This window comes from Paraburkholderia bryophila (genome assembly GCF_003269035.1).
Taxonomy (GTDB): domain Bacteria; phylum Pseudomonadota; class Gammaproteobacteria; order Burkholderiales; family Burkholderiaceae; genus Paraburkholderia; species Paraburkholderia bryophila.
Genome location: NZ_QLTK01000049.1, coordinates 1 through 20,782, shown reverse-complemented (window position 1 = coordinate 20,782; position 20,782 = coordinate 1). Strand labels below are relative to the sequence as shown.

Here is a 20,782-nt window from a genome sequence, read left to right as displayed (position 1 = left end):
GCAGCGACTTTAGCGCTGCATGCAGCGCTAAAGTCGATTGACCACCACGGTTGGAAGGCGTCAGCCGAACAGATAGCCCGAGCCGCGAATCGTGCGGATCAACGGCCGCTCGCCGGGCATGTCGACCTTCTTGCGTAGACGGCCCACGTGCACGTCGATCAGGTTGGTCCCCGGATCGAAACGGCAGCCCCACACGGCTTCGAAAATCATCGTGCGCGTCAGCACCTGGCCGGTGTGGCGCATCATGAATTCGAGCACGCGGAATTCGGTGGGCTGCAGATCGAGTTCGCGCTGCCGGTGCATGACCTTGCGACGGACCAGGTCCAGTTCCAGGGCACCACTGCGCAATAGCGTCTCGGCTTTTGCATGACGCGGACGGCGCCGCAACAACACTTCGACGCGCGCGAACATTTCCTCGGGCGAGAAGGGCTTGGTCAGATAGTCGTCACCGCCTGCACGCAAGCCCTGAATGCGCTGGTCGACGTCGGACATGGCGCTCATCACCAGCACGGGCGTTTCCATGCCGACGCCGCGCATGGTCGCGACGATCGTCAGGCCGTCGAGATCGGGCAGCATGCGGTCGAGCGTGACGACGTCGTAGTCGCCCGCCATGACTTTCGCCATGCCTTCGCGGCCGGTGCGTGCCACTTCGACGGAAAAACCGCTGGCAGTCAGCGTGCGGACGATGTCGTGGGCGATCAGCTCGTCATCTTCGATCGTCAGTATTTTGGGCATGATGCGCGAGCCCGGTTCAGGCGACCGCGCGCAAGGCGACCTGACGGTCCGGCGCGCGATACTGGCCGACCGCGAAGTCGATGAAGCTGCGCACGCGCATCGACAGATAGTTGCGGCCGGAATAGAGAATCGACACCTGGCGGGGTCCACCGTTGATCTCGAACTGTTCGAGCACCGGCACGAGCGTGCCGCGCGCGAGATCGTCCGCAATGATCGGCAGCGGCAGCAGCGCGATACCCATATGGTTCAGCGCGGCCACCCGCACCATCGCGCTACTCGTCGCGGTGAGCGCGCTGCCGGTGTTGACGCGGTAGAGGCCGTCGGCGTCGGTAAATTCCCACGTGCGCGACGAGCCGTCGGACACCGTCAGCAGACCATGCCGGTTCAATGCGGCCGGATCGCGCGGCGTGCCGTTGCGCGCGAGATAAGTGGGGGACGCTACCGTGATTTCGTCGACGCTGGTCAGCAGGCGGCTTACCAGCGTGGAGTTGGCGAGGCGGCGGTCGTCGGAGAAGCACACGTCGAAGCCGCCTTCCACCAGATCGATGTGCGTGTCGAACGTCGTGACGTCGAAGTCCACCCGTGGATGCAGCGTGCGATACGAGGCGAGCAGCGCGCCGAGGCCCGCGCTGGCGAACGTCATCGGCGTTGCGATGCGCAGCGTGCCTTGCGGGTCTCGGGTGGTTTCCAGCAGGGTCGATTCCATCTCGTCGAGCTTTTCGATGATCGCGCGGCAACCGTCGAGATACTCGCGGCCCACGTCGGTCAGCGACAGACTGCGCGTGGTGCGATTCAGAAGACGCATGTTCAGATGCGCTTCCAGCGTGCCGACGCTGCGTGTGACCGCGGCCGCGGACATGCCTAACTGTCTCGCCGCGAGATTGAAGCTGGCGAGATCGACTACTCGTGTGAAGACACGCATCGCTTGTAGCTGGTTCATGTTGGAACAGTAGAGAAGGGCGATGGGATGCATCATCGGCGATGGCGAGTAAAACCGGACAGCCAGGTGGATTAAGTCTTTTTTAATTTTATGAAATGTTCATGAACAACGTGAAATGCGCGGTGCCGTCACGGATGAAATGTGAACATTGGCAAACCTAACTAATGGGAAAAAGTGGGAAAAAAAGAGCGCGGACGGAGCCGCGCTTCGGAAATAAGACTTGAAAGAAAGTAGCCGCTGCCACGCGGCTGGGCACAGTATAGGTGGGATGGGTAGCGCGTTGCGCGCGGATTCTGAAATGCTGTCGTGCGCGCAACGCAATAAGTGGGGGCTATTCAGTTGAGCATGCCGTGTACTTCGAGCGAGGCTTCCAGATGTTGCGTCAGTGCATGATGCAATTTGGCGAGACTTTCCGTCGGCAGCGCGAAGCCGGCCCAGCCGAGTCCCGAATGACGCATGAACACGACGGCGCCGTCGTGCAGCGGGTGCTTCTCGGTGTGCCAGCATGGATCGACTTCGACCACATATTGATGTGTGCGCAACGGCTCTTTCGGCACTTCCGGGCGCATCATCGCGCGCAGTGCGCCGAGATGCTCGATCATGGCGTCCAGATCGGACGCGTCGAGCAGCACCGCGCGGCCTTCGATGTCGATGCGGATTGCCTGCCGTCCATACTCGTTGACTCTTTCGATGCTCATGGGGCGCGTCATGGCTCTGCTCCTTGCGGCTATCACGATGCACAAATTATGGCGCCGCGATTCTTAGACGATCCTTAAAGTGCGCGATCAGGGAATGAAACTTTGTTTAAGAACGCCGCCCGAGCCTCACGAGCCGCAGGTCGCTGCAGGGGGCAATCGTCTGACGTTTTTTCATCCCGCGCGCGGATCGAAGGCCGCTTAAGTCAGATGTAAGCGCGCCGGATGTTTCAATATCGAAACGTTTTTTGTCGTGACGAAATGGACTGGAAAATGCTTAAAGAACGGATTTGTGGGATATCCGGGCCGGTATCAATGGAAGCGCAGATAAATTCCCGGTTTGCGAATAAAAATGCGATTGAATCGGCATTATCCGTAAAGTTCGAGGTTCATGTTTGAAACACTTTTCGACGTGTCGAGGAGGGTCGCGGGCAGTGAGTCAAAGCCCGGCCGGTGCGCGCCGAATCTGCAGCCGGCGGGCTGAAGAGCTAGTCCGCACGTGGCTCTGCAGGCAGCCGGTCAGATCGCGTCGCGCCCGCACCGCGCCACGGCCTTGCGAGGCGTGCTCCGCAAGATGAAACGCAAGATAATCTTTTTCTTCATACCTTGAATTTGTAGATGCCGATTTGTTTTTCAAATTTACTATAGCGAAGCATTCCGCTAACATCACGCTTAATCCGTTAAGCGGCGTTATCGGCGGTTTCATTCTTAATAACGCATTTTGCTGATATGGGTGCTAACGGAACATCGGGGTCCACAACGTAGGCTAGTTTGGGGAAAGATCATGCCGCAGATGCACCTGGATACCGCGAGGGTCACCTGGCTTCATACGCCGACATTGAACGTGCGCAGTGCAGCGCGGCGAATCGGCGTGGTGCTGTTCAACGGCTTCTGGCTGCTCGGGTCGGGCACGGTGATCGAAATGTTCCAGACCGCCAACGAACTCGCGGGTGCGCGAGCCGGCGAGGAACCGCCTTACGAGGTGCAGTTTCTGTCGATGGACGGCGGCAGCGTCGCCAGTTCGTCGTCGGTGCGGATCTGGACCGACCGCATCGACACGCGTTACGGCAGCGGCTTCGACGTGCTGTATATCGCCGGCGGTCAGGGCGCGCAGACCGCCGCGCACGACGAACGGCTGCTCAACTGGCTGCGTTCGGTGCAAGCACGCACCCGCACCATCGAACCGATCGGTGAGGGGAGACTCGTGCTGGACGCCGCCGGACCGGCCGAGTCCACCGGGCCGCAACTCAATCGCTTCCCCGCCGGTGCATCGGCGGATAGCGCCTTTGGCGGCAGCAACGATCGTAACGACTGTGCCCGCAGCGCGCTGATGTTCATCAAGCGCGACCTTGGCGCCGAACTGGCACGCAGCGTCGCCGACCGGGTCATGCCCGGCATGGCCGCGACGTGGGTGCCGTTGCCCGCGGAAGGCGGCACCCTCAGCGTGGCCGAGAAAATCCGCGCGGCGGCGCGCTGGATGGAAGCGAACTGCGACCGCCCGGTGTCGGTGGCGGATGCCGCGCAAGTGGCCGCCATGAGCGAGCGCAATTTTCTGCGGCGCTTCAAGCATGAAATGCAGCTCACGCCGTCGGACTATCTACTGCAGGTGCGGCTGCGGATCGCCTGCAATTTCCTGACCGAAACCGAATTGCCGGTCGACAAGATCGCGCGGCGCAGCGGCACCGGCAACGGCGATCGTCTCGCCAAAATATTCCGCAAACGGATGGCGTTGTCGCCGACCGAGTATCGTGCGCGCAGCCGGACGGCGTCCGAGGTTTAGCATCGTTTCAACTCGCGCGAGCGAGGGCAGGCATGCCGGTGGTGCGCCTCATGACCGGCGGGCGCGGCCGCAACGGCGGCCACCATCGCGCCGGGCAGGCTTTTTACGAGTACAGCGGCAATGGGCAACAAGGTCATCGCGACGGCATTGCCGGAGGTGAAGCTCATCGAGCCCGAAGTGTTTTGCGACGAGTTCGGCTTCTGCTTCGAGACTTTCAGCACAGACGAGTTTACCGACGACGTCGCGCCAGGCTTTACCTTCGTGCAGGACCGGCATTCGCGTGCGGTGCGTGGCGTGCTGCGCGGATTGCACTACCAGGTGCAGCGTCCGCAAGGCCGCCTGATGCGCGTGGCGCTCGGTGAAGTGTTCGCTGTCGCGGTCGACGTGCGGCTCAATTCGGCGAACTTCGGCAAATGGACCGGCGCCTATCTGAGCGCGGCGAATCACCGGCAGATGTGGGTGCCGCCGGGCTTCGCGCACGGTTTCGTGGTGCTGTCGCAGGCGGCGGAGTGTCTGTGGAAGACCACGGAGTACTGGTTTCCCGAACTCGAGCGCTGCATCGTCTGGAACGATCCGGACATCGGCATCGACTGGCCGATCGATTTCGCGCCGACGCTCGGCACGAAAGACGCCGCAGGGCGCCGCCTTTACGAAGCGGAAAACATCGCCTGAACGTCGTCTGAACGTCGCCTGAACGCTTGAACAACGACGCGATCGCGCCCCTGACCGCGCCGCTCACTCGCGGCCCACACCCTCAACGCGTGGCCACCACCGCCCCGACACTCGCGGCGACCACCAGCAGCGTGCCGGCAATCTGCAAGACGCCCATCGGTTGATGCAGCACGACGAAGCCGGCCATCGCGCCGATCGCCGGTTCGACGCTCATCAGGATCCCGAACGACGCGGCCGGCATGTGTCGCAACGCCACCATTTCCAGCGCGTACGGCAGCAACGGCACCAGCAACGCGAGCCCCGCGGTGGCCGCGATTTGCGCACCGGCGATGTGGCCGCCGCCTTGGGCCAACCCGAACGGCGTGGCGATCAGTGCCGCGGCGAGCAGCGACACCGATAGTCCTTCGAGTCCGGCAAACAATGCGCCGGTCTTTTTCATCAGCACGATGTAGCTGCCCCAGCCGAGCGCCGCGCCGAAGGCGAGCAGCACGCCGAACGGTTCGCCGATCCAGCCGCCGCGATCGCGCGACAGCAGCACCACGCCGGCGATCGCCAGCAACGGCCACAGCAGCGCCCGCAGACGGCGCACCGCGAACGTGGCGACCGCGAGCGGCCCGAGAAAGTCGATCGCGACGGCGAGCCCCAACGGAATGCGCTGCAACGCCGCGAAGAAACACAAGGTCATGCCGGCCATGGCCGCGCCGAGCGCGCCGGCCGCGAACCAGTGCGCGCGCGAGTAGCTCAGCAGGCGCGGACGCACCAGCAAGGCCAGCACCAAAGCCGCCCAGCTCAGTCGCAGCCATGTCGTGCTGAGCGATCCGTAGGCGGCCATGGTCGGCGCGGAAAGCGCGGCGCCGAATTGCACGCTCGCCATCGACAGCACGCACAGCAAGGCTGCCCACGGGGAACCGGCGGGTTTTAGCGCGGGCTGCGTGGCGCTCAGGGTCGCTTCGAGGGTGGTGTCCTGCATGGTCGTAGGTTGCTTATCGCCGCTCGTTCGGGTTCATGGCCGCTATCTTAGCGGCGCGGGCGGTATTAAGATAACTTGATATTGCTTATGGCCACTTCAGGGAAATTGATGACCCGTGATCTCGACAGCAGTCTGCTGCGCGCGTTCGTCACCGTGGCGGAAACCGGCGCGGTGGGCGTGGCGGCGGTGAGTCTCGCGCGCACCCAGGCAGCGGTCAGCATGCAGTTGAGGCGGCTGGAAGAGGAGCTTGGGCAGCGCCTGTTCGATCGCTCGCCGCGTGGCGTGCAACTGACCGAAGCCGGGCATGTGCTGCTGCCGTACGCGCACACCATCCTCGGTGCGGGCGCGGACGCGCGGCGTGCGCTGAACGCCGGGCAGGTCGCGGGCACCGTGCGCCTCGGCATGCTCGAGGACATTGCGGTCGGTCGTTTGCCGCGCGCCTTGCGGCGCTTTTCGACCGCTTATCCGCAGGTCGCGCTGGAGATCGTCGTCGACAGCAGCGAGGCGTTGTCGAACCGATTGGGCGAGGGCGGTCTCGACGTGGTGGTCGGCGATCCCGCGTTGATCGATGCGACGCCGCTGCTCACGTGGACCCAGCCGCTCTTTTGGGTCGGTGCGCGCGGCTTCAGTCGCGAGGCGGACGCGCTGTTGCCGGTGGTGGCGTTCGGCGGCGCGTGTTTGTGGCAGCAACTCGTGCTGACCACGCTGCGGCGCGCGGGGATCGCGTGGCGCATTGTCTGCACCAGCACCAGTTTGCCGGCGGTGCAGTCGGCGGTGGAGGCGGGGCTGGGTGTGTCGGTGCTGCTCGACGGCAATATCCGCCCGGAGTCGATGCGCGTGCTCGGTCAGGCCGACGGTCTGCCCGCCGCGCCCACGGCGGACTTTGGTCTCTTCATGCGGCAGTTGCCGGGCACGCATGCCGCCGCGATTCAAACCTTGCACACGTTTCTGTGCGAGGAATTGCATCTCGGTCCTCAGTGAGTTTTTACGACATTTTTTCTTGAGACGCTACTACCCGAAATCTACACTTCGAGCATCCTGACAGCCTGAGGTGCTCACCGTGAAGCGACCTGCAACGCAGCAGCAATCCGTTCGTATCGACTACGTGCAGCACGGCGTTGGCCGTGTCGAATTGCGCCGCTTCGATCCGGCGCGCGATTCGTTCGTCGCGTTGACGGCGCTGCTGCATCGCGCCTTTGCACCGCTCGGCGAGGCCGGACTCAATTGCACTTGTGTGGACCAGACGGTCGAGACCACCCGCTCGCGCGCCACGCGCGGCGACTGCTACGTGGCGGTGTGCGAGGGTCGCCTCGTCGGCACGATGACGCTGTATGCGCCGGAGCGCGACGCCGCTTGCGAACTTTACCGGCACGACGATCTCGCCAGCTTGCGGCAGTTCGCCGTGGAACCGAAGTGGCAGGCGCGCGGCATCGGCACCTTGCTGATTGCGTTCGCCGATCACTGGGCCGCGACGCGCGGCTATGCGGAGCTCGCGCTCGATACGCCGCAGCCGGCCGCGCATCTGATCGCGTTCTATCGTGCGCAGGGCTTTCGTATCGTCGATTTCGTGCGCTTCGACGGCAAGCACTATGACAGCGCGATCCTCAGCAAGCCGCCGGTGGCGACACGGACGCTGGCCAACTGGTCGCACCGGTTGAGTGTGCCGGCGCCGGTCGCGCGCGCGGCTTGAATGACGGTCTGAAGGGCGGTGTAAAGGGTGGCCTGAAAAGAATAAGCCCCGGTGCGCGCAGCAACTATTGCAATACCGTGTGGCAATTATTGCAATGAAGCCGCAACGAGCGCTGACGCGCGCACCGGGGCGGAGGCATCCGACCTGAAGCGTCGGACGCCGATGGGGTGAGGACGCTCAGCGCCGCATCACGCCCATCAGCAAGGTGACGAGGAAGATCACCACGAAGATGAAGAACAGCACCTTGGCAATTTCCGTGGCGCCAGCGGCAATGCCGCCGAAACCGAACACTGCGGCGATGATGGCGATGATGAAGAAGATGACAGCGTATCGAAGCATGGGGCCTCCCACCGATGGATTGCTGGATTGAACTCGAAAACGGCCACGCGTTGTGGGCACGACGTGCTTTGACGGGGTGTGTGCCGGCGAGCGGAATAGAGCAATAGGTGTGCCCAGACTTGCCGAACCAGGGGCTGCCCCGAATCGGCCGCGCGGATTTGTGCTGTTACCATCGCGCATCGTCGATTTCCGCGCTCCTTCGCCATGCAATCCAATCCGCTCAGCGAGATTTCCCTGATCCGCAAGCTGAAGCTCAATCAGCTCATGATCTTCGAACGTGTGCTGGAAACGCGTTCCGTCGTGCGCGCGGCCAACGAAATGCGCCTGACGCAGCCGGCTGTCACCAAGGTCATTCACGAGCTCGAGTCCTGTTTCGACGGCGCGCTGTTCGCGCGCTCGAATCGCGGCGTGGTGCCCACCGATCTGGGCCTGCTGCTCGGGCGGCGCGTCAAATCGTTGATGGCGGAACTGCGCTACATGACCGACGAGCTCAACGATTTTCGCCTCGGCACCAGCGGCCATGTGATCGTCGGCACGCTGATTTCGGCGTCGGCGCGGCTCCTGCCCACCGCGATTGCCATGCTGAAGGCGCGCACGCCGAACGTGCTGGTGACCGTGCGCGAAGGCACCACCGCGCATCTGTTCCCGGCTCTCGCTACCGGCGACCTCGATATCGTGGTCGGCCGTTTGCCCGAGCGTGAATTGCCGATTGCCAGCGCGTTTCCGCTCACCCACGAGGCGCTGTTCGACGAATCTCTGTGCGTGGTGGTCGGCAAGGGCTATGGTCCGGCGCCGGCGGGCGTCACGCATCTGTCGGCGCTGGTCGGCTCGCCGTGGATTCTGCCCACGGCCGATTCGCCCGCGCGGCTGTCCGCGGAACATCTGTTTCGCGCGGCGGGCTTGCCGCTGCCGACCGATATCGTCGAGTCGCTGTCGCTATTGACGAACATCGGCCTGCTACTCGAGACGCCACGCATCGCGCTGATGCCGCGCGTTGCGGCGCAGCAGTTCGAAGATGCCGGCCTGCTGCGGATTCTCGATCTCCCGGAGAGCGGCGCATTCGGCACGGTCGGCTTCTCGGTGCGCTCGCACAAGGAACAGAGCGCCGCCTGCCAGGCCTTCGTGGAATGCCTGCGCGAGGCCGTCAGCGTGGCCGCGCCGGTGGCCGACGCGGCGGTTTAAGCAGCCTGAGCGGCCTGTTTCTGGTATTCCCCTTTAGCATACCCACCACCCAATCTTTGATTACCGCCGCGCGAGGCCTCGACCTTAGACTCCTGCCAATACTTCAATCGAGCAGGAGACGTTGTGACCTTCACCCCGGCCGCCGCGCAGCGCGCTTCTTCAGGTTCGTTACTTCGCCACTATGTGAATGGCGAATTCGTTGCCACCGCCACCACTTTTCCTAACCTCAGTCCGGTCGACGGCCGCGAACTCGCGCAGGTCTGCGAGGCCGACGCCGCCACGGTCGACGCCGCCGTGCGCGCGGCCGCCGCCGCGCAACGCGCCGGCTGGCGCCGCACCACGCCGGCGCAGCGCGCCGACTGGCTGCACAAGATCGCCGACGGCATAGAAGCGCGGTTCGACGACTTCGTCGCCGCCGAAGTCGCCGACACCGGCCGCCCGCTCGAACAGGCCCGCAAGCTCGACATCGCGCGCGGTATCGCGAACTTCCGCACGTTTGCCGATCTGATCCGCACCGCCAATAGCGAGTTCTTCGAAACCCACGCCGCCGACGGCAGCGAACTGATCAACTACGTGACGCGCAAACCGCTCGGCGTGGTCGGCATTATTTCGCCGTGGAATCTGCCGTTGCTGCTGTTCACGTGGAAAGTCGCACCGGCCCTGGCCATGGGCAATTGCGTGGTCGCCAAGCCTTCGGAGGAAACACCGACTTCGGCCACGCTGCTGGCCGAAGTCATGCACGAGATCGGTCTGCCGCGCGGCGTGTTCAATCTGATTCACGGTCACGGGCCGAATGCGGCGGGGGAATTCCTGACGCGTCATCCGGAGATCAGCGCGATCACCTTCACCGGCGAATCGCGCACCGGCAGCACGATCATGAAAACGGTCGCCGACGGCGTGAAGGAAATCTCGTTCGAACTCGGCGGAAAAAATGCGGCCGTGGTGTTCGCCGATGCGGACTTCGACGAGGCCGTGGCCGGCGTACTGAAGTCGAGCTTCACGAATGCGGGGCAGGTGTGTTTGTGCAGCGAGCGCGTGTACGTCGAGCGGCCGATTTTCGAGCGCTTCGTCGCGGCGCTGAAGGAAAAGACCGAAGCGCTGCGAATCGGTGCGCCGGACGATCCGTCGACCACCATGGGCCCGCTGATTTCGCGCGGGCACCGCGAGAAGGTGCTGTCGTATTTCCGGCTGGCGGTCGAAGAGGGCGCCACGGTCGTGACGGGCGGCACGGTGCCGCAATTCGGCGACGCGCGCGATCAGGGTGCATTCGTGATGCCGACCATCTGGACCGGTCTGGCCGATAACGCCCGCTGCGTGAAAGAAGAAATCTTCGGACCGGTGTGCCACATTGCGCCGTTCGATAGCGAAGACGAGGTGATCGGCCGCGTGAACGATAGCGCATACGGGCTCGCCGCCAGCATCTGGACCACGCACCTGGCGCGTGGCCACCGTGTCGCGCGGCAGATCGAAACCGGCATCGTGTGGGTCAACGCGTGGTTCGTGCGCGATCTGCGTACGCCGTTCGGCGGCACGAAGCTGTCGGGCATCGGCCGCGAAGGGGGCCGTCATTCGCTCGATTTCTATTCGGAACTGACCAACGTTTGCGTGAGGATCGCATGAGCGCCATCGACCCGAACGCGGCACGACTGATTGCCGATGCGCTGTGGCAAGCGCAGCAGAACGGCGCCCCCATCGCGCCGCAGCGCGCTGCCATCGCCGCGCTCGGCGGCGACGCGCTCGACGCCGCGTACGCGGTGCAGCGTCTGAACACCGAGCGCAGGCTCGCGAGCGGCGGCCGGCTGGTGGGCCGCAAAATCGGCCTGACGTCGAAAGCCGTACAGACGCAACTCGGCGTCGATCAACCGGACTTCGGCATGCTGTTCGACGATATGTCGATTGCCGATGGCGAAGAGATTGCCTTGTCGCGCACCCAGCAGCCGAAAGTGGAGGCGGAGATCGCGCTGGTGCTCGCCCACGATCTGCCGCACGAGCGCCACACGATCGCCGATCTGATCGGCGCGACGGCTTACGCGTTGCCCGCCATCGAAATCGTCGGCAGCCGGATCGCCAACTGGGATATCCGTCTCACCGATACGGTGGCCGACAACGCCTCCAGCGGCCTGTTCGTACTCGGCAATCGCCCGGTCAAACTCGATGCGTTCGACGCGATCCAGTGCGGCATGGTCATGGAACGGCGCGGCGACCAGGTGAGCGTCGGCGTCGGCGCCGCCTGCCTCGGCAATCCGCTCTACGCGGCCGTCTGGCTCGCCAATACGATGACGCGCGTCGGCGCGCCGCTGCGGGCCGGCGACATCGTGCTGACCGGCGCGCTGGGGCCCATGGTGGCCGTGAATGCCGGCGACGTTTTCACCGCCCATATCGAAGGACTCGGCTCGGTTAGCGCGAGCTTTGCCCATCACCCTGACTCCACGTCGTGAACGGAACCGCCATGCACGATCAACTTCAGCAGGACAAGCAGGCCGTCGCCATCATCGGCTCCGGCAACATCGGCACCGATCTGATGATCAAGGTGCTGCGTAACGCGAAGCACCTGAAAATGGGCGCGATGGTCGGTATCGATCCGGCTTCGGACGGCCTCGCGCGCGCCGAGCGGCTCGGCGTGCCGACCACCGCGAACGGAATCGACGGCCTCGTCGCCATGCCGAATTTCAGCGACATCCGCATCGCGTTCGACGCGACTTCGGCCGGCGCGCACCATCGCCACGCTGCGGTACTGCGCGAGCACGGGGTGACGGTGATCGATCTGACGCCGGCCGCAATCGGACCGTTCGTGGTGCCGGTGGTCAATCTGTTCGCGCATCTCGACGCCCCGAACCTGAACATGGTCACCTGCGGCGGCCAGGCGACGATTCCGATCGTGCATGCGGTGTCGCGCGTGGCGCCGGTACGGTACGCGGAAATCGTCGCGTCGATTGCGAGCCGTTCGGCTGGACCGGGCACGCGCGCCAATATCGACGAGTTCACCGAGACCACCTCGAAAGCGATCGAAACGGTCGGTGGCGCGACGCGCGGCAAGGCGATCATCGTGATGAATCCGGCCGAGCCGCCGCTGATGATGCGCGACACCGTCTACTGCCTGACCGAAGAAGACGCGGACACCGACGAAATAGAAAGCTCGATTCACGCGATGGTCGCCGCGGTGGCGAGCTACGTACCCGGCTACCGGCTCAAGCAGGCCGTGCAGTTCGACCGCTATACCGAGGCGAATCCGCTGGCGCTGCATGCGAACGAGCGCCGCGCGGGCCTGAAGGTGAGCGTGTTCCTCGAAGTGGAGGGCGCCGCGCATTACCTGCCTTCGTATGCGGGCAATCTGGACATCATGACCTCGGCGGCGCTGGCCGCGGCCGAGCAGATCGCGGCCAGCCGCGTGGCGGCATGACGTGACGGCGAAGACACGAGGACCAACGCAATGACCGATAGCAACAAGATCTACGTTTCGGATGTGACGCTGCGCGACGGCATGCACGCGATCCGCCATCAGTACTCGCTCGACCACGCGGTCGCGATCGCGCAAGCGCTGGACGACGCGGGCGTCGACAGTATCGAGGTGGCGCATGGTGACGGCCTGTCGGGTTCCAGCTTCAACTACGGCTTCGGCGCGCATACCGATCTCGAATGGATCGAAGCCGTCGCGGCGACCGTGAAGCGCGCGAAAGTGGCCACGCTGCTGTTGCCCGGCATCGGCACCGTTCACGATCTGCGCGCGGCTTACGATGCCGGCGCGCGTGTCGTGCGAATCGCCACGCACTGTACCGAAGCCGATATTTCGAAGCAGCATATCGAATACGCGCGTTCGCTCGGCATGGACACCGTCGGCTTTCTGATGATGTCGCACATGACCTCGCCGGATGCGCTGGCGAAGCAGGCGAAGCTGATGGAAAGCTACGGTGCGCAGTGCGTGTATGTGGTCGATTCGGGCGGCGCGCTGAATATGCGCGACGTCGGCGAGCGTTTCGACGCGTTCAAGGCCGTACTCGATCCGGCGACGCAAACCGGCATGCACGCGCATCACAATCTGTCGCTCGGCGTGGCGAATTCGATCGTCGCGCTCGAACATGGTTGCGACCGCATCGATGCGTCGCTGACCGGCATGGGCGCCGGCGCCGGTAACGCGCCGCTCGAAGTGTTCATCGCAGCGGTGGATCGCATGAAGCTGAATCACGGCTGCGACGTGAAGAAGCTGATCGACGCCGCGGAAGATATCGTGCGTCCGTTGCAGGAGCGGCCGGTGCGGGTGGACCGGGAAACGCTCGCGCTCGGTTATGCCGGCGTGTATTCGAGCTTCCTGCGCCACACGGAAGCGGCGGCGGCGAAATACGGCCTGTCCGCCTTCGAGATCATGGTCGAACTCGGCAAGCGTCGCATGGTGGGCGGCCAGGAAGACATGATCGTCGACGTCGCGCTCGATATGCTCAAGGCGCGCGAGCTGGCGAAGGAGGCCGCATGATCTCGCTGGACGCGATGGCCGAGCGTATCGACAACGCCGCGCGCCACGCGGACCCGATCGCGCAACTCACCACGGCCACGCCGTTTTCGCTCGACGAGGCGTACGGCATTCAACGCGCCTCGATTGAACGGCGCATTCACCGTGGCGAAAGCATGGTCGGCGTGAAGCTCGGCTTTACGAGCCGCGCGAAAATGATCCAGATGGGCGTGGATAGCCTGATCTGGGGCTGGCTCACCGATGCGATGCTCGACGAAGACGGCGGCCGCGTCGCGCTCGATCGTTTTATTCATCCGCGTGTGGAGCCCGAAGTCTGCTTTCTGACGAGCCGCGAAATCGATCGACCGCTGACCTTGCTCGAAGCTTCGCGTTACCTCGACGCCGTGGCCCCGGCCATGGAGATCATCGACTCACGCTACCGCGATTTCAGGTTCTCGCTCGAAGACGTGGTGGCGGACAACTGTTCGTCCGCGGGCCTGGTGATCGGCCCGTGGACCGGCAGCTTCGATGGCTTGCGCAATGCGGGCGTGACGATGCGCGTCGACGGCCGCATCGTGCAGGCCGGCTCCACCGCCGCGATTCTCGGCGATCCGTTGCGCTCGGTCGTGCAGGCCTCGCGTCTGATTTCGCAAAGCGGGCTCGTGCTGCCCGCCGGTTCGCTGATCATGGCGGGCGCCGCGACCGCCGCTCATCCGTTGCCGGTCGACGCGCATGTGCATTGCGTCGTCAATGGCCTCGGCAGCACCGAATTCACTACCTATCGACTTTCCCAATGACCGAACCGACCATCCAGGGGCGCGTGGTGCCCGGCAAAGCGAAACCGCGTGGCCGTTTCCCGCATGTAACACGGGCCGGGGACTTCCTGTTCGTCTCCGGCACCAGCTCCCGCCGTCCGGACAATACGATTGCAGGCGCCAGCGCCGACGAACTCGGCACCGTGCAACTCGACATTCGCGAGCAGACGCGCGTGGTGATCGAGAACATTCGCGATATTCTTCAGAGCGAAGGCGCGGATCTGTCGAACCTCGTCGAGATCTCGTCGTTTCTCGTCAACATGAACGACTTCGGCGGTTATAACGCCGTGTATGGCGAGTACTTCGACGAAACCGGCCCGACCCGCACCACGGTCGCCGTGCATCAATTGCCTCATCCGCATCTGCTGATCGAGATGAAGGCGGTGGCGTACGCACCGAAACGCTAGACACGCGCGATAAAACCAAACCAAGAGACAGCCATGCTCACGTACGGCAAACCGTTCAATTTCCCGCGCTGGATCGACGATCACGCGCATTTGCTGAAGCCGCCGGTCGGCAACCAGCAGGTGTGGCAGGACAGCGATTTCATCGTCACGGTGGTGGGTGGACCGAATCGCCGCACCGATTTTCACGACGATCCGCTCGAGGAATTCTTCTATCAGATGCGCGGCAATGCGTACCTGTATCTGTGGATCGACGGCAAGCGCGAGCGCGTCGACCTGAACGAAGGCGATGTGTTTCTGCTACCGCCGCACGTGCGCCATTCGCCGCAGCGTCCCGAGGCGGGCAGCGTCTGCCTCGTGATCGAACGGCAGCGTCCGGAGGGCGTGGTGGATGGTTTCGAATGGTACTGCGACGACTGCGGAAAGCTTGTGTATCGCGTCGAGGTTCAGCTCAAGAGCATCGTCAACGATCTGCCACCGCTGTTCAATGCGTTTTATGCGTCGGAAGAAAAACGCCGCTGCGCGCATTGCGGTCATGTGCATCCCGGCAAGGCCGTCTGACTCAAACGATACCCGACAGAATCACGATGACAATTCGAATCGACATGCATTCCCACTTCTTTCCGCCGATCACGCGGGAAGAGGCCGCGCGCCTCGACGCGGACCACGCGCCGTGGCTGAAGATCGACGCGGACGGTGAACGCGGCATGATCATGACCGGCGACAAAAGCTTTCGCCCGGTGTATCGCGCGCTGTGGGACCCAGCCGTGCGGATTGCGGAAATGGATGCGCTCGGCGTGGACATTCAACTGATGTGCGCCACGCCCGTGATGTTCGGCTATCGCTACGATGCCGGCGCCGCGCACGCGTGGGCCGCGCGCATGAACGACCAGGCGCTCGAACTGTGCGCATACGCGCCGCAACGGTTGATGGCGCTCGCGCAAGTGCCCTTGCAGGATATCGATCTGGCGTGCCGCGAGGCGACCCGCGCGCATCGCGCCGGCCATCGCGGCGTGCAGATCGGCAATCACCTGGGCCCGCGCGATCTCGACGACGAACACCTCGTCACGTTCCTCACGCATTGCGCGAATGACGGCATTCCGGTGCTGGTGCATCCGTGGGACATGATGACCGACGGCCGCATGAAAAAGTGGATGTTGCCGTGGCTCGTGGCGATGCCGGCGGAAACGCAATTGAGCATGGTGTCGCTGATTTTGTCGGGGGCCTTCGAGCGGATTCCGAAGTCGCTCAAGCTGTGCTTCGCGCACGGTGGCGGCAGCTTCGCGTTCCTGCTCGGCCGCGTGCAGAACGCGTGGGAGCAGCGCGATATCGTGCGCGAGGATTGCCCGAATCCGCCGGTGTCGTATCTCGATCGCTTTCACGTGGATAGCGCCGTGTTCGACCAGGGCGCGTTGCGTCTGCTGGTCGACACGATGGGCGAGGATCATGTACTGCTCGGTTCCGACTATCCGTTTCCGCTCGGCGAACAGAAGATCGGCGGTCTCGTCGCGCATCACCCGCAATTGAGCGACACGGCTAAAGCGAAGATTCTCGGTGCCAACGCGCAGCGTTTCTTCGATTTGCCGCTGAACGTCGCGCACACCGTTTAAACCGGCTCCGGCAACGCAGCCAGCTGTTGCGTTGCGTCAGTCCAGTCATTGCCATAAGACATCACAGGAAACAAGCCAGATGATCACCCGGGAACACTGCGCCGCGCTCGACGCGGCCGATACCTTGGCCCACTGCCGCGCGCGCTTCGATCTGCCCGCCGACACGATTTACCTCGACGGCAACTCGCTCGGCGCGATGCCCGCCAACGTGCCCGCACGGATCGAGCAGGCGCTGAAACAGGAATGGGCGCACGGCCTGATCCGCTCGTGGAACGACGCCGACTGGTATCCGGCGCCGCAGCGCACCGGCAACAAGATCGCGAAGCTGATCGGCGCCGGGCAGGACGAAGTGATCGTTGCCGATTCGACCTCGGTGAATCTGTTCAAGGTGCTGGTCGCGGCCACGCGCATGCGCCCCGGTCGCAACGTGATTCTGGCCGAGCGCACCAATTTTCCGACCGATGTGTATATCGCGTCGAGCGTCGCGGAGATGACCGGCTGTGAATTGCGCTGTGTCGATCCGGAAGAGATCGTCGCGGCAATCGACGACAGCGTGGCGATCGTCTCACTCACGCAGGTCAACTACAAGACCGGCAAACGCTACGACATGGAAGCGGTGACGCGTCAGGCGCACGAGGCCGGCGCACTGATCGTATGGGACCTGTGCCATTCGGCGGGGGCGATGCCGGTCGGCCTGAACCGTTGCGACGTCGATTTCGCGGTGGGTTGCGGCTACAAGTATCTGAACGGCGGTCCGGGCGCCCCGGCATTCGTGTTCGTGGCGTCGCGCCATATCGAAGCGATGCGTCAGCCGCTGACCGGGTGGCACGGTCATTCGAAGCCGTTTGAATTCACGCACGACTACGCGCCCCATCCGGGCATTGACCGCATGCTGACAGGCACCGCGCCGCAACTTGGCGTGATCGCACTGGAGAGCGCGCTAGAAGCGTTCGACGGCGTCGATCTCGACGTGCTGCGCGACAAGAGCGTGGCGCTCGGCAATCTGTTTATCGAACTGACCGATCAGGAATTGCAGGGGCTGGGTTGCACACTGGCCTCACCGCGCGACGCGGAGCAGCGCGGCAGCCAGGTGTCGCTCGGCCATGCCGAGGGGTACGCGATCATGCAGGCGCTGATTGCGCGCAATGTGATCGGCGACTTCCGCGCGCCGGATATCCTGCGCTTCGGCTTTGCGCCGCTGTACGTGCGCTATGTCGACATCTGGGACACCATCGCGCAACTCAAGGACATTATCTCGACCGATGCGTGGAATACCGACGAGTTCAAGGCGCGCAAGTCGGTGACCTGAGCACGGTGGGTTGCGCAACGGGCAGGCAAGCGCCGCGATGCGAGCCATGAAAAGTCGGACAAGAGCGTAAGAGAGTAAGGCGACAGCGCGGTACCGACGGTTGCGTGCGACGCACGCGGCCGCATTCAGGAGGAGACACAAAGATGACGCAAGAGCAGCGAGGCTTCGACACGATTGTCGAACGCGAAAAGGGATTGCACCGCGGATTGTCGACCGGGCAATTGTCGATGATCGCGATTGGCGGCGCGATCGGCACGGGGCTGTTTCTCGGCAGTGGGTTCGCGATCGGCTTTGCCGGACCGAGCGTGCTAGTGAGCTATGCGATCGGTGCGCTAATCGCGCTGCTGTTGATGGGATGTCTCGCGGAGATGACAGTCGCGCATCCCACTTCGGGTTCGTTCGGGGCCTATGCGGAGCACTATATTGCGCCGTGGGCGGGATTTCTGGTGCGGTACGCGTACTGGTCGTCGATTGTTTTTGCGGTCGGTACCGAGGTGACGGCGATTGCCGTTTATATGAAGTACTGGTTTCCGGCGGTGCCGGGCTGGTATTGGATCGTGGGTTTCTCCGCTGCGCTGATCGGCATCAATTCGGTGAGCGTGAAGGTCTTCGGCGCGGTCGAGTATGTTTTCTCGATGCTGAAGATCGTGGCGATCGTGGGCTTTATTCTGCTTGGCGCTTATGTGGTGTTTGGGGCGCCCGCTCAGTCGCCTATCGGCTTTGCCAACTACACGTCGCACGGCGGGTTTTTTCCGAAAGGCGTGTGGGGGATGTGGGTCGCGGTGATCGTTTCCATCTTCAGCTATCTGAGCATCGAGATGATCGCCGTGGCGGCGGGGGAGGCTAGGGATCCGCAGAAGGCCATTACCCAGGCGTTTCGGGCGACGATGTTCCGGCTGGTGTTTTTCTACCTGCTGACGCTGGCGTTGATGCTGGCGATCGTTCCGTGGAATGCGGCTGGCACCGACGAGAGCCCGTTCGTGCGGGTGATGGCGGCGACGCATGTGCCGGGTGCGGCGGGGGTCATTAATTTCGTGATTCTGGTTGCCGCGTTGTCGGCGATGAATAGTCAGCTGTATATCACTACACGGATGATGTTCAGTCTGTCCCGGGCCGGATACGCGCCACGGCGATTAGGGGCTTTGAGTTCCAAAGGTGTGCCAGTCGCGGCGTTGTGGCTTTCTACTATCGGGATCGCTTTGGCGACCGTATTGAATGTCGTCTATCCCGATGCTTCTTTTGTGCTGATGATGTCGGTCTCGATGTTCGGGGCGATGTTTACCTGGCTTATGATTTTTGTTACGCATCTGTTTTTTCGGCGTGTGCACGCGCGAGCGTCGCTGTCGTTCAGGATGTGGGGGTTTCCTTTTACGTCTCTCCTCGGGGCTGGGCTTATGCTTGGGGCGCTTGTTACTACCTGGTTTACTCGCGAGTTTCGGTTGACGCTGGTGATTGGGGTGCCGTTTGTTGTTGCCTTGCTTGGTGTTTATCTTGTCTGGTATCGGAAGAGAGTTGGTGAGCCTGGGCAGGTTGAGGTGGCCTGAGGTTCTGGTTTTTTGGCCTTTCCTTGTGTTGGTAGTGGTCTATTGGCGTTCCCCCTGTGCGGGGGGGCACCTACTTTTCTTTGCCTGCCGCAAAGAAAAGTAGGCAAAAGAAAGCGGCTCACACCGCCAGCTCATAAGTGGGTTTCGTGGTTCGCGATGGGTAGTGGTGCATCTGGAATCCGTGCTCTCGCACACTCCGCGACAGTGACACAGCAGTCATTCTTTCGGCGGCGCTGCGCGCGCCGTCGTGGTTGTTCGTGGTTGCTCGTGGTTTCTGGTCGCTCCTGCTTTTCTTGGTGTCGGGGCTTCCGGTCCTCTTATGGACCTGTTCTTCTCCATGCCTTAGCCGAACCTATGGCGTCGTTGACTTTGCCCGTAACGGCTGCGACGGCCGAAGACTGCGGTTTGAACCACTCCGGTTCGCCCTTTATGTTGCTCACATTGCCGGCGTAGCCTAGTACCGGTAATCCCGTTCTGTTGGATAACATCTGGGCGTTTGAAAAGGGGCCGAACCTCGCGCTGTCGCACGAGAGCAATTCGATACGTTTGGCGTCGGGCGGAATGTCCTTCGCCCAACGTTTTGCCGCTGTGTAACCACTGGCACAATCATTTGAGTCCAGACGCTTTTCGGCGATAAAAGGCGCGCCGTGCGCTGTGATCCTGTACGAGTACATGCTTTCTTCCTTGGGAGTGACGTTCTCTCTCTCCTGGATCGGATCATCCTTGCGGTAGATCCGGTTCGCACGTTTCACAGAATAATGACGCCGTTATCCAGCGGGTGTTGAAGGAATAATACGAGGGCTGATTTGGCCACCAGACCGACGGTGTGCCGTGAATTGTCCGTGCGCAGTTCGGTGTCGCCTTCGTTGAGCTTTTGCCTGTTGCCCCGTGTGAGCGTGTATTGCGGGGCGCCTTGGTGGCGTTGCTAGCCGAATCGATAACCGGAGCCGCGTACGGTCCGGATCATTTGTTGCGCGCCAAGCTCGCGGACTTTTTTTCGCAGACGCGCAACATGGACGTCGATCAGGTTGGTGTCGGGATCGAAATGGCGGTCCCACACGGCTTCGAAAATCATGCTGCGTGTCAGTACCTGGCCCGCGTGCCGCATCATGAATTCGAGCAGGCGGAATTCGGTCGGTTGCATACGGAGTTTGCTCTGCTGGAACATGAGCGTTCGCTTCACGAGGTCGAGACGTAATGAGTCGACGCGCAACATCGGTTGCACTTCTTTTTTAAGCGAGGGTCGTGTCCGTAGCAGCACTTCGATGCGGGCGAGCATTTCGTCGAACGAGAACGGCATGGACATATAGTCGTCCGCGCCGGCGCGCAGGCCTTCGATGCGTTCATGCACATCGGCTACGGGACTCACCATCAGGACTGGCGATTGCGCGCCGATGCCGCGCAGCGTTGCCAGAACGCTCAGCCCGTCGAGATCCGGCGGCGTCCGGCTGAGGATTACCGCGTCGTAGCCCGTGCTCATCAGGCGCGAGATGCCTTGGTGGCCGCTGTCCGTCACTTCGGCCGAGAGGCCGCCCGCATTCAGCGTGTGGACGATTTCGGACCTATCCGTGATTTTGTGGGCGAGGCATATCATGAAGGATGAATATCATGGATATGCCGATCATGAAAAAGAAACGTACTGTGGCCTCTCAG

22 protein-coding genes are annotated in these 20,782 nt (G+C 62.9%); 15 read left to right on the top strand and 7 right to left on the bottom strand.

Annotated features, from left to right (window positions below; genetic code table 11):
• Window positions 1-60: 60 nt before the first annotated feature.
• The 3 genes from BX591_RS34740 to BX591_RS34730 all read right to left on the bottom strand — a co-directional run bounded on the left by BX591_RS34740 (window position 61) and on the right by BX591_RS34730 (window position 2,385).
• On the bottom strand, window positions 61-735 hold the full coding sequence (locus BX591_RS34740) for a response regulator transcription factor (protein ID WP_111935825.1): 675 nt from the start codon (window positions 733-735) through the stop codon (window positions 61-63).
• Between the two features lie 16 nt (window positions 736-751).
• Window positions 752-1,675, bottom strand: coding sequence for a LysR family transcriptional regulator (locus BX591_RS34735; RefSeq protein WP_111935832.1), 924 nt, complete (start codon window positions 1,673-1,675; stop codon window positions 752-754).
• Window positions 1,676-2,010: 335 nt separating this feature from the next.
• Window positions 2,011-2,385, bottom strand: a complete 375-nt coding sequence (locus BX591_RS34730) for a hypothetical protein (RefSeq protein WP_111935824.1) — start codon at window positions 2,383-2,385, stop codon at window positions 2,011-2,013.
• A 769-nt stretch (window positions 2,386-3,154) separates the two neighbouring features.
• Here BX591_RS34730 and BX591_RS34725 point away from each other — a divergent pair.
• Together BX591_RS34725 and rfbC are read left to right on the top strand one after the other, a co-directional pair.
• The gene (locus BX591_RS34725) at window positions 3,155-4,150 is read left to right on the top strand and encodes a GlxA family transcriptional regulator (RefSeq protein WP_111935823.1); all 996 of its coding nucleotides are present in this window, start codon (window positions 3,155-3,157) and stop codon (window positions 4,148-4,150) included.
• 120 nt (window positions 4,151-4,270) lie between these two features.
• Window positions 4,271-4,822: a dTDP-4-dehydrorhamnose 3,5-epimerase gene (rfbC, locus tag BX591_RS34720; protein ID WP_111935822.1), complete on the top strand. Its 552-nt coding sequence runs from the start codon at window positions 4,271-4,273 to the stop codon at window positions 4,820-4,822.
• An 82-nt stretch (window positions 4,823-4,904) separates the two neighbouring features.
• Here the strand turns inward: rfbC and BX591_RS34715 are convergent, their stop codons facing one another.
• Window positions 4,905-5,792, bottom strand: a complete 888-nt coding sequence (locus BX591_RS34715; protein WP_111935821.1) for an EamA family transporter — start codon at window positions 5,790-5,792, stop codon at window positions 4,905-4,907.
• Between the two features lie 108 nt (window positions 5,793-5,900).
• On the opposite strand from BX591_RS34715, the gene BX591_RS34710 reads away from it, so the two are divergent.
• The gene (locus BX591_RS34710) at window positions 5,901-6,773 is read left to right on the top strand and encodes a LysR substrate-binding domain-containing protein (RefSeq protein WP_111935820.1); all 873 of its coding nucleotides are present in this window, start codon (window positions 5,901-5,903) and stop codon (window positions 6,771-6,773) included.
• Window positions 6,774-6,852: 79 nt separating this feature from the next.
• Window positions 6,853-7,482 (top strand): GNAT family N-acetyltransferase, encoded by a 630-nt coding sequence (locus BX591_RS34705; protein ID WP_111935831.1) that lies wholly within the window; start codon window positions 6,853-6,855, stop codon window positions 7,480-7,482.
• A 177-nt stretch (window positions 7,483-7,659) separates the two neighbouring features.
• Here BX591_RS34705 and BX591_RS34700 read toward each other — a convergent pair whose 3' ends face one another.
• Entirely contained in the window at window positions 7,660-7,821 is a 162-nt protein-coding gene (locus tag BX591_RS34700; protein ID WP_035551387.1) for a DUF1328 domain-containing protein, read from the bottom strand.
• Between the two features lie 204 nt (window positions 7,822-8,025).
• On the opposite strand from BX591_RS34700, the gene BX591_RS34695 reads away from it, so the two are divergent.
• From BX591_RS34695 to BX591_RS34645, 11 genes are all read left to right on the top strand, one after another.
• Window positions 8,026-9,003: a LysR family transcriptional regulator gene (locus BX591_RS34695; protein ID WP_111935819.1), complete on the top strand. Its 978-nt coding sequence runs from the start codon at window positions 8,026-8,028 to the stop codon at window positions 9,001-9,003.
• A 123-nt stretch (window positions 9,004-9,126) separates the two neighbouring features.
• Entirely contained in the window at window positions 9,127-10,623 is a 1,497-nt protein-coding gene (locus BX591_RS34690; protein ID WP_111935818.1) for a 2-hydroxymuconic semialdehyde dehydrogenase, read from the top strand.
• Window positions 10,620-11,441 (top strand): fumarylacetoacetate hydrolase family protein, encoded by an 822-nt coding sequence (locus tag BX591_RS34685; protein ID WP_111935817.1) that lies wholly within the window; start codon window positions 10,620-10,622, stop codon window positions 11,439-11,441. Before BX591_RS34690 ends, BX591_RS34685 begins: the two co-directional genes overlap by 4 nt.
• 11 nt (window positions 11,442-11,452) lie before the next feature.
• Window positions 11,453-12,403 carry an acetaldehyde dehydrogenase (acetylating) gene (locus BX591_RS34680; protein WP_111935816.1) on the top strand — a complete coding sequence of 317 codons (951 nt, stop codon included), beginning with the start codon at window positions 11,453-11,455 and terminating at the stop codon, window positions 12,401-12,403.
• Window positions 12,404-12,433: 30 nt separating this feature from the next.
• Entirely contained in the window at window positions 12,434-13,471 is a 1,038-nt protein-coding gene (gene dmpG, locus BX591_RS34675; protein ID WP_111935815.1) for a 4-hydroxy-2-oxovalerate aldolase, read from the top strand.
• Window positions 13,468-14,244, top strand: a complete 777-nt coding sequence (locus tag BX591_RS34670) for a 2-keto-4-pentenoate hydratase (protein ID WP_111935814.1) — start codon at window positions 13,468-13,470, stop codon at window positions 14,242-14,244. The genes dmpG and BX591_RS34670 overlap by 4 nt, the downstream gene beginning before the upstream one ends.
• Window positions 14,241-14,669: a RidA family protein gene (locus tag BX591_RS34665; RefSeq protein ID WP_035551368.1), complete on the top strand. Its 429-nt coding sequence runs from the start codon at window positions 14,241-14,243 to the stop codon at window positions 14,667-14,669. The genes BX591_RS34670 and BX591_RS34665 overlap by 4 nt, the downstream gene beginning before the upstream one ends.
• A gap of 33 nt (window positions 14,670-14,702) precedes the next feature.
• Window positions 14,703-15,227, top strand: a complete 525-nt coding sequence (locus tag BX591_RS34660; protein WP_111935813.1) for a 3-hydroxyanthranilate 3,4-dioxygenase — start codon at window positions 14,703-14,705, stop codon at window positions 15,225-15,227.
• 26 nt (window positions 15,228-15,253) lie between these two features.
• The gene (locus BX591_RS34655) at window positions 15,254-16,276 is read left to right on the top strand and encodes an amidohydrolase family protein (protein WP_111935812.1); all 1,023 of its coding nucleotides are present in this window, start codon (window positions 15,254-15,256) and stop codon (window positions 16,274-16,276) included.
• A gap of 79 nt (window positions 16,277-16,355) precedes the next feature.
• Window positions 16,356-17,585 (top strand): kynureninase, encoded by a 1,230-nt coding sequence (kynU, locus tag BX591_RS34650; RefSeq protein WP_111935811.1) that lies wholly within the window; start codon window positions 16,356-16,358, stop codon window positions 17,583-17,585.
• A 143-nt stretch (window positions 17,586-17,728) separates the two neighbouring features.
• Window positions 17,729-19,129 carry an amino acid permease gene (locus tag BX591_RS34645; protein WP_111935810.1) on the top strand — a complete coding sequence of 467 codons (1,401 nt, stop codon included), beginning with the start codon at window positions 17,729-17,731 and terminating at the stop codon, window positions 19,127-19,129.
• Window positions 19,130-19,446: 317 nt separating this feature from the next.
• Here the strand turns inward: BX591_RS34645 and BX591_RS34640 are convergent, their stop codons facing one another.
• Window positions 19,447-19,881, bottom strand: a complete 435-nt coding sequence (locus BX591_RS34640) for a hypothetical protein (RefSeq protein WP_146749851.1) — start codon at window positions 19,879-19,881, stop codon at window positions 19,447-19,449.
• A gap of 173 nt (window positions 19,882-20,054) precedes the next feature.
• The gene (locus tag BX591_RS34635; RefSeq protein ID WP_111935808.1) at window positions 20,055-20,723 is read right to left on the bottom strand and encodes a response regulator transcription factor; all 669 of its coding nucleotides are present in this window, start codon (window positions 20,721-20,723) and stop codon (window positions 20,055-20,057) included.
• Window positions 20,724-20,782: the final 59 nt, after the last annotated feature.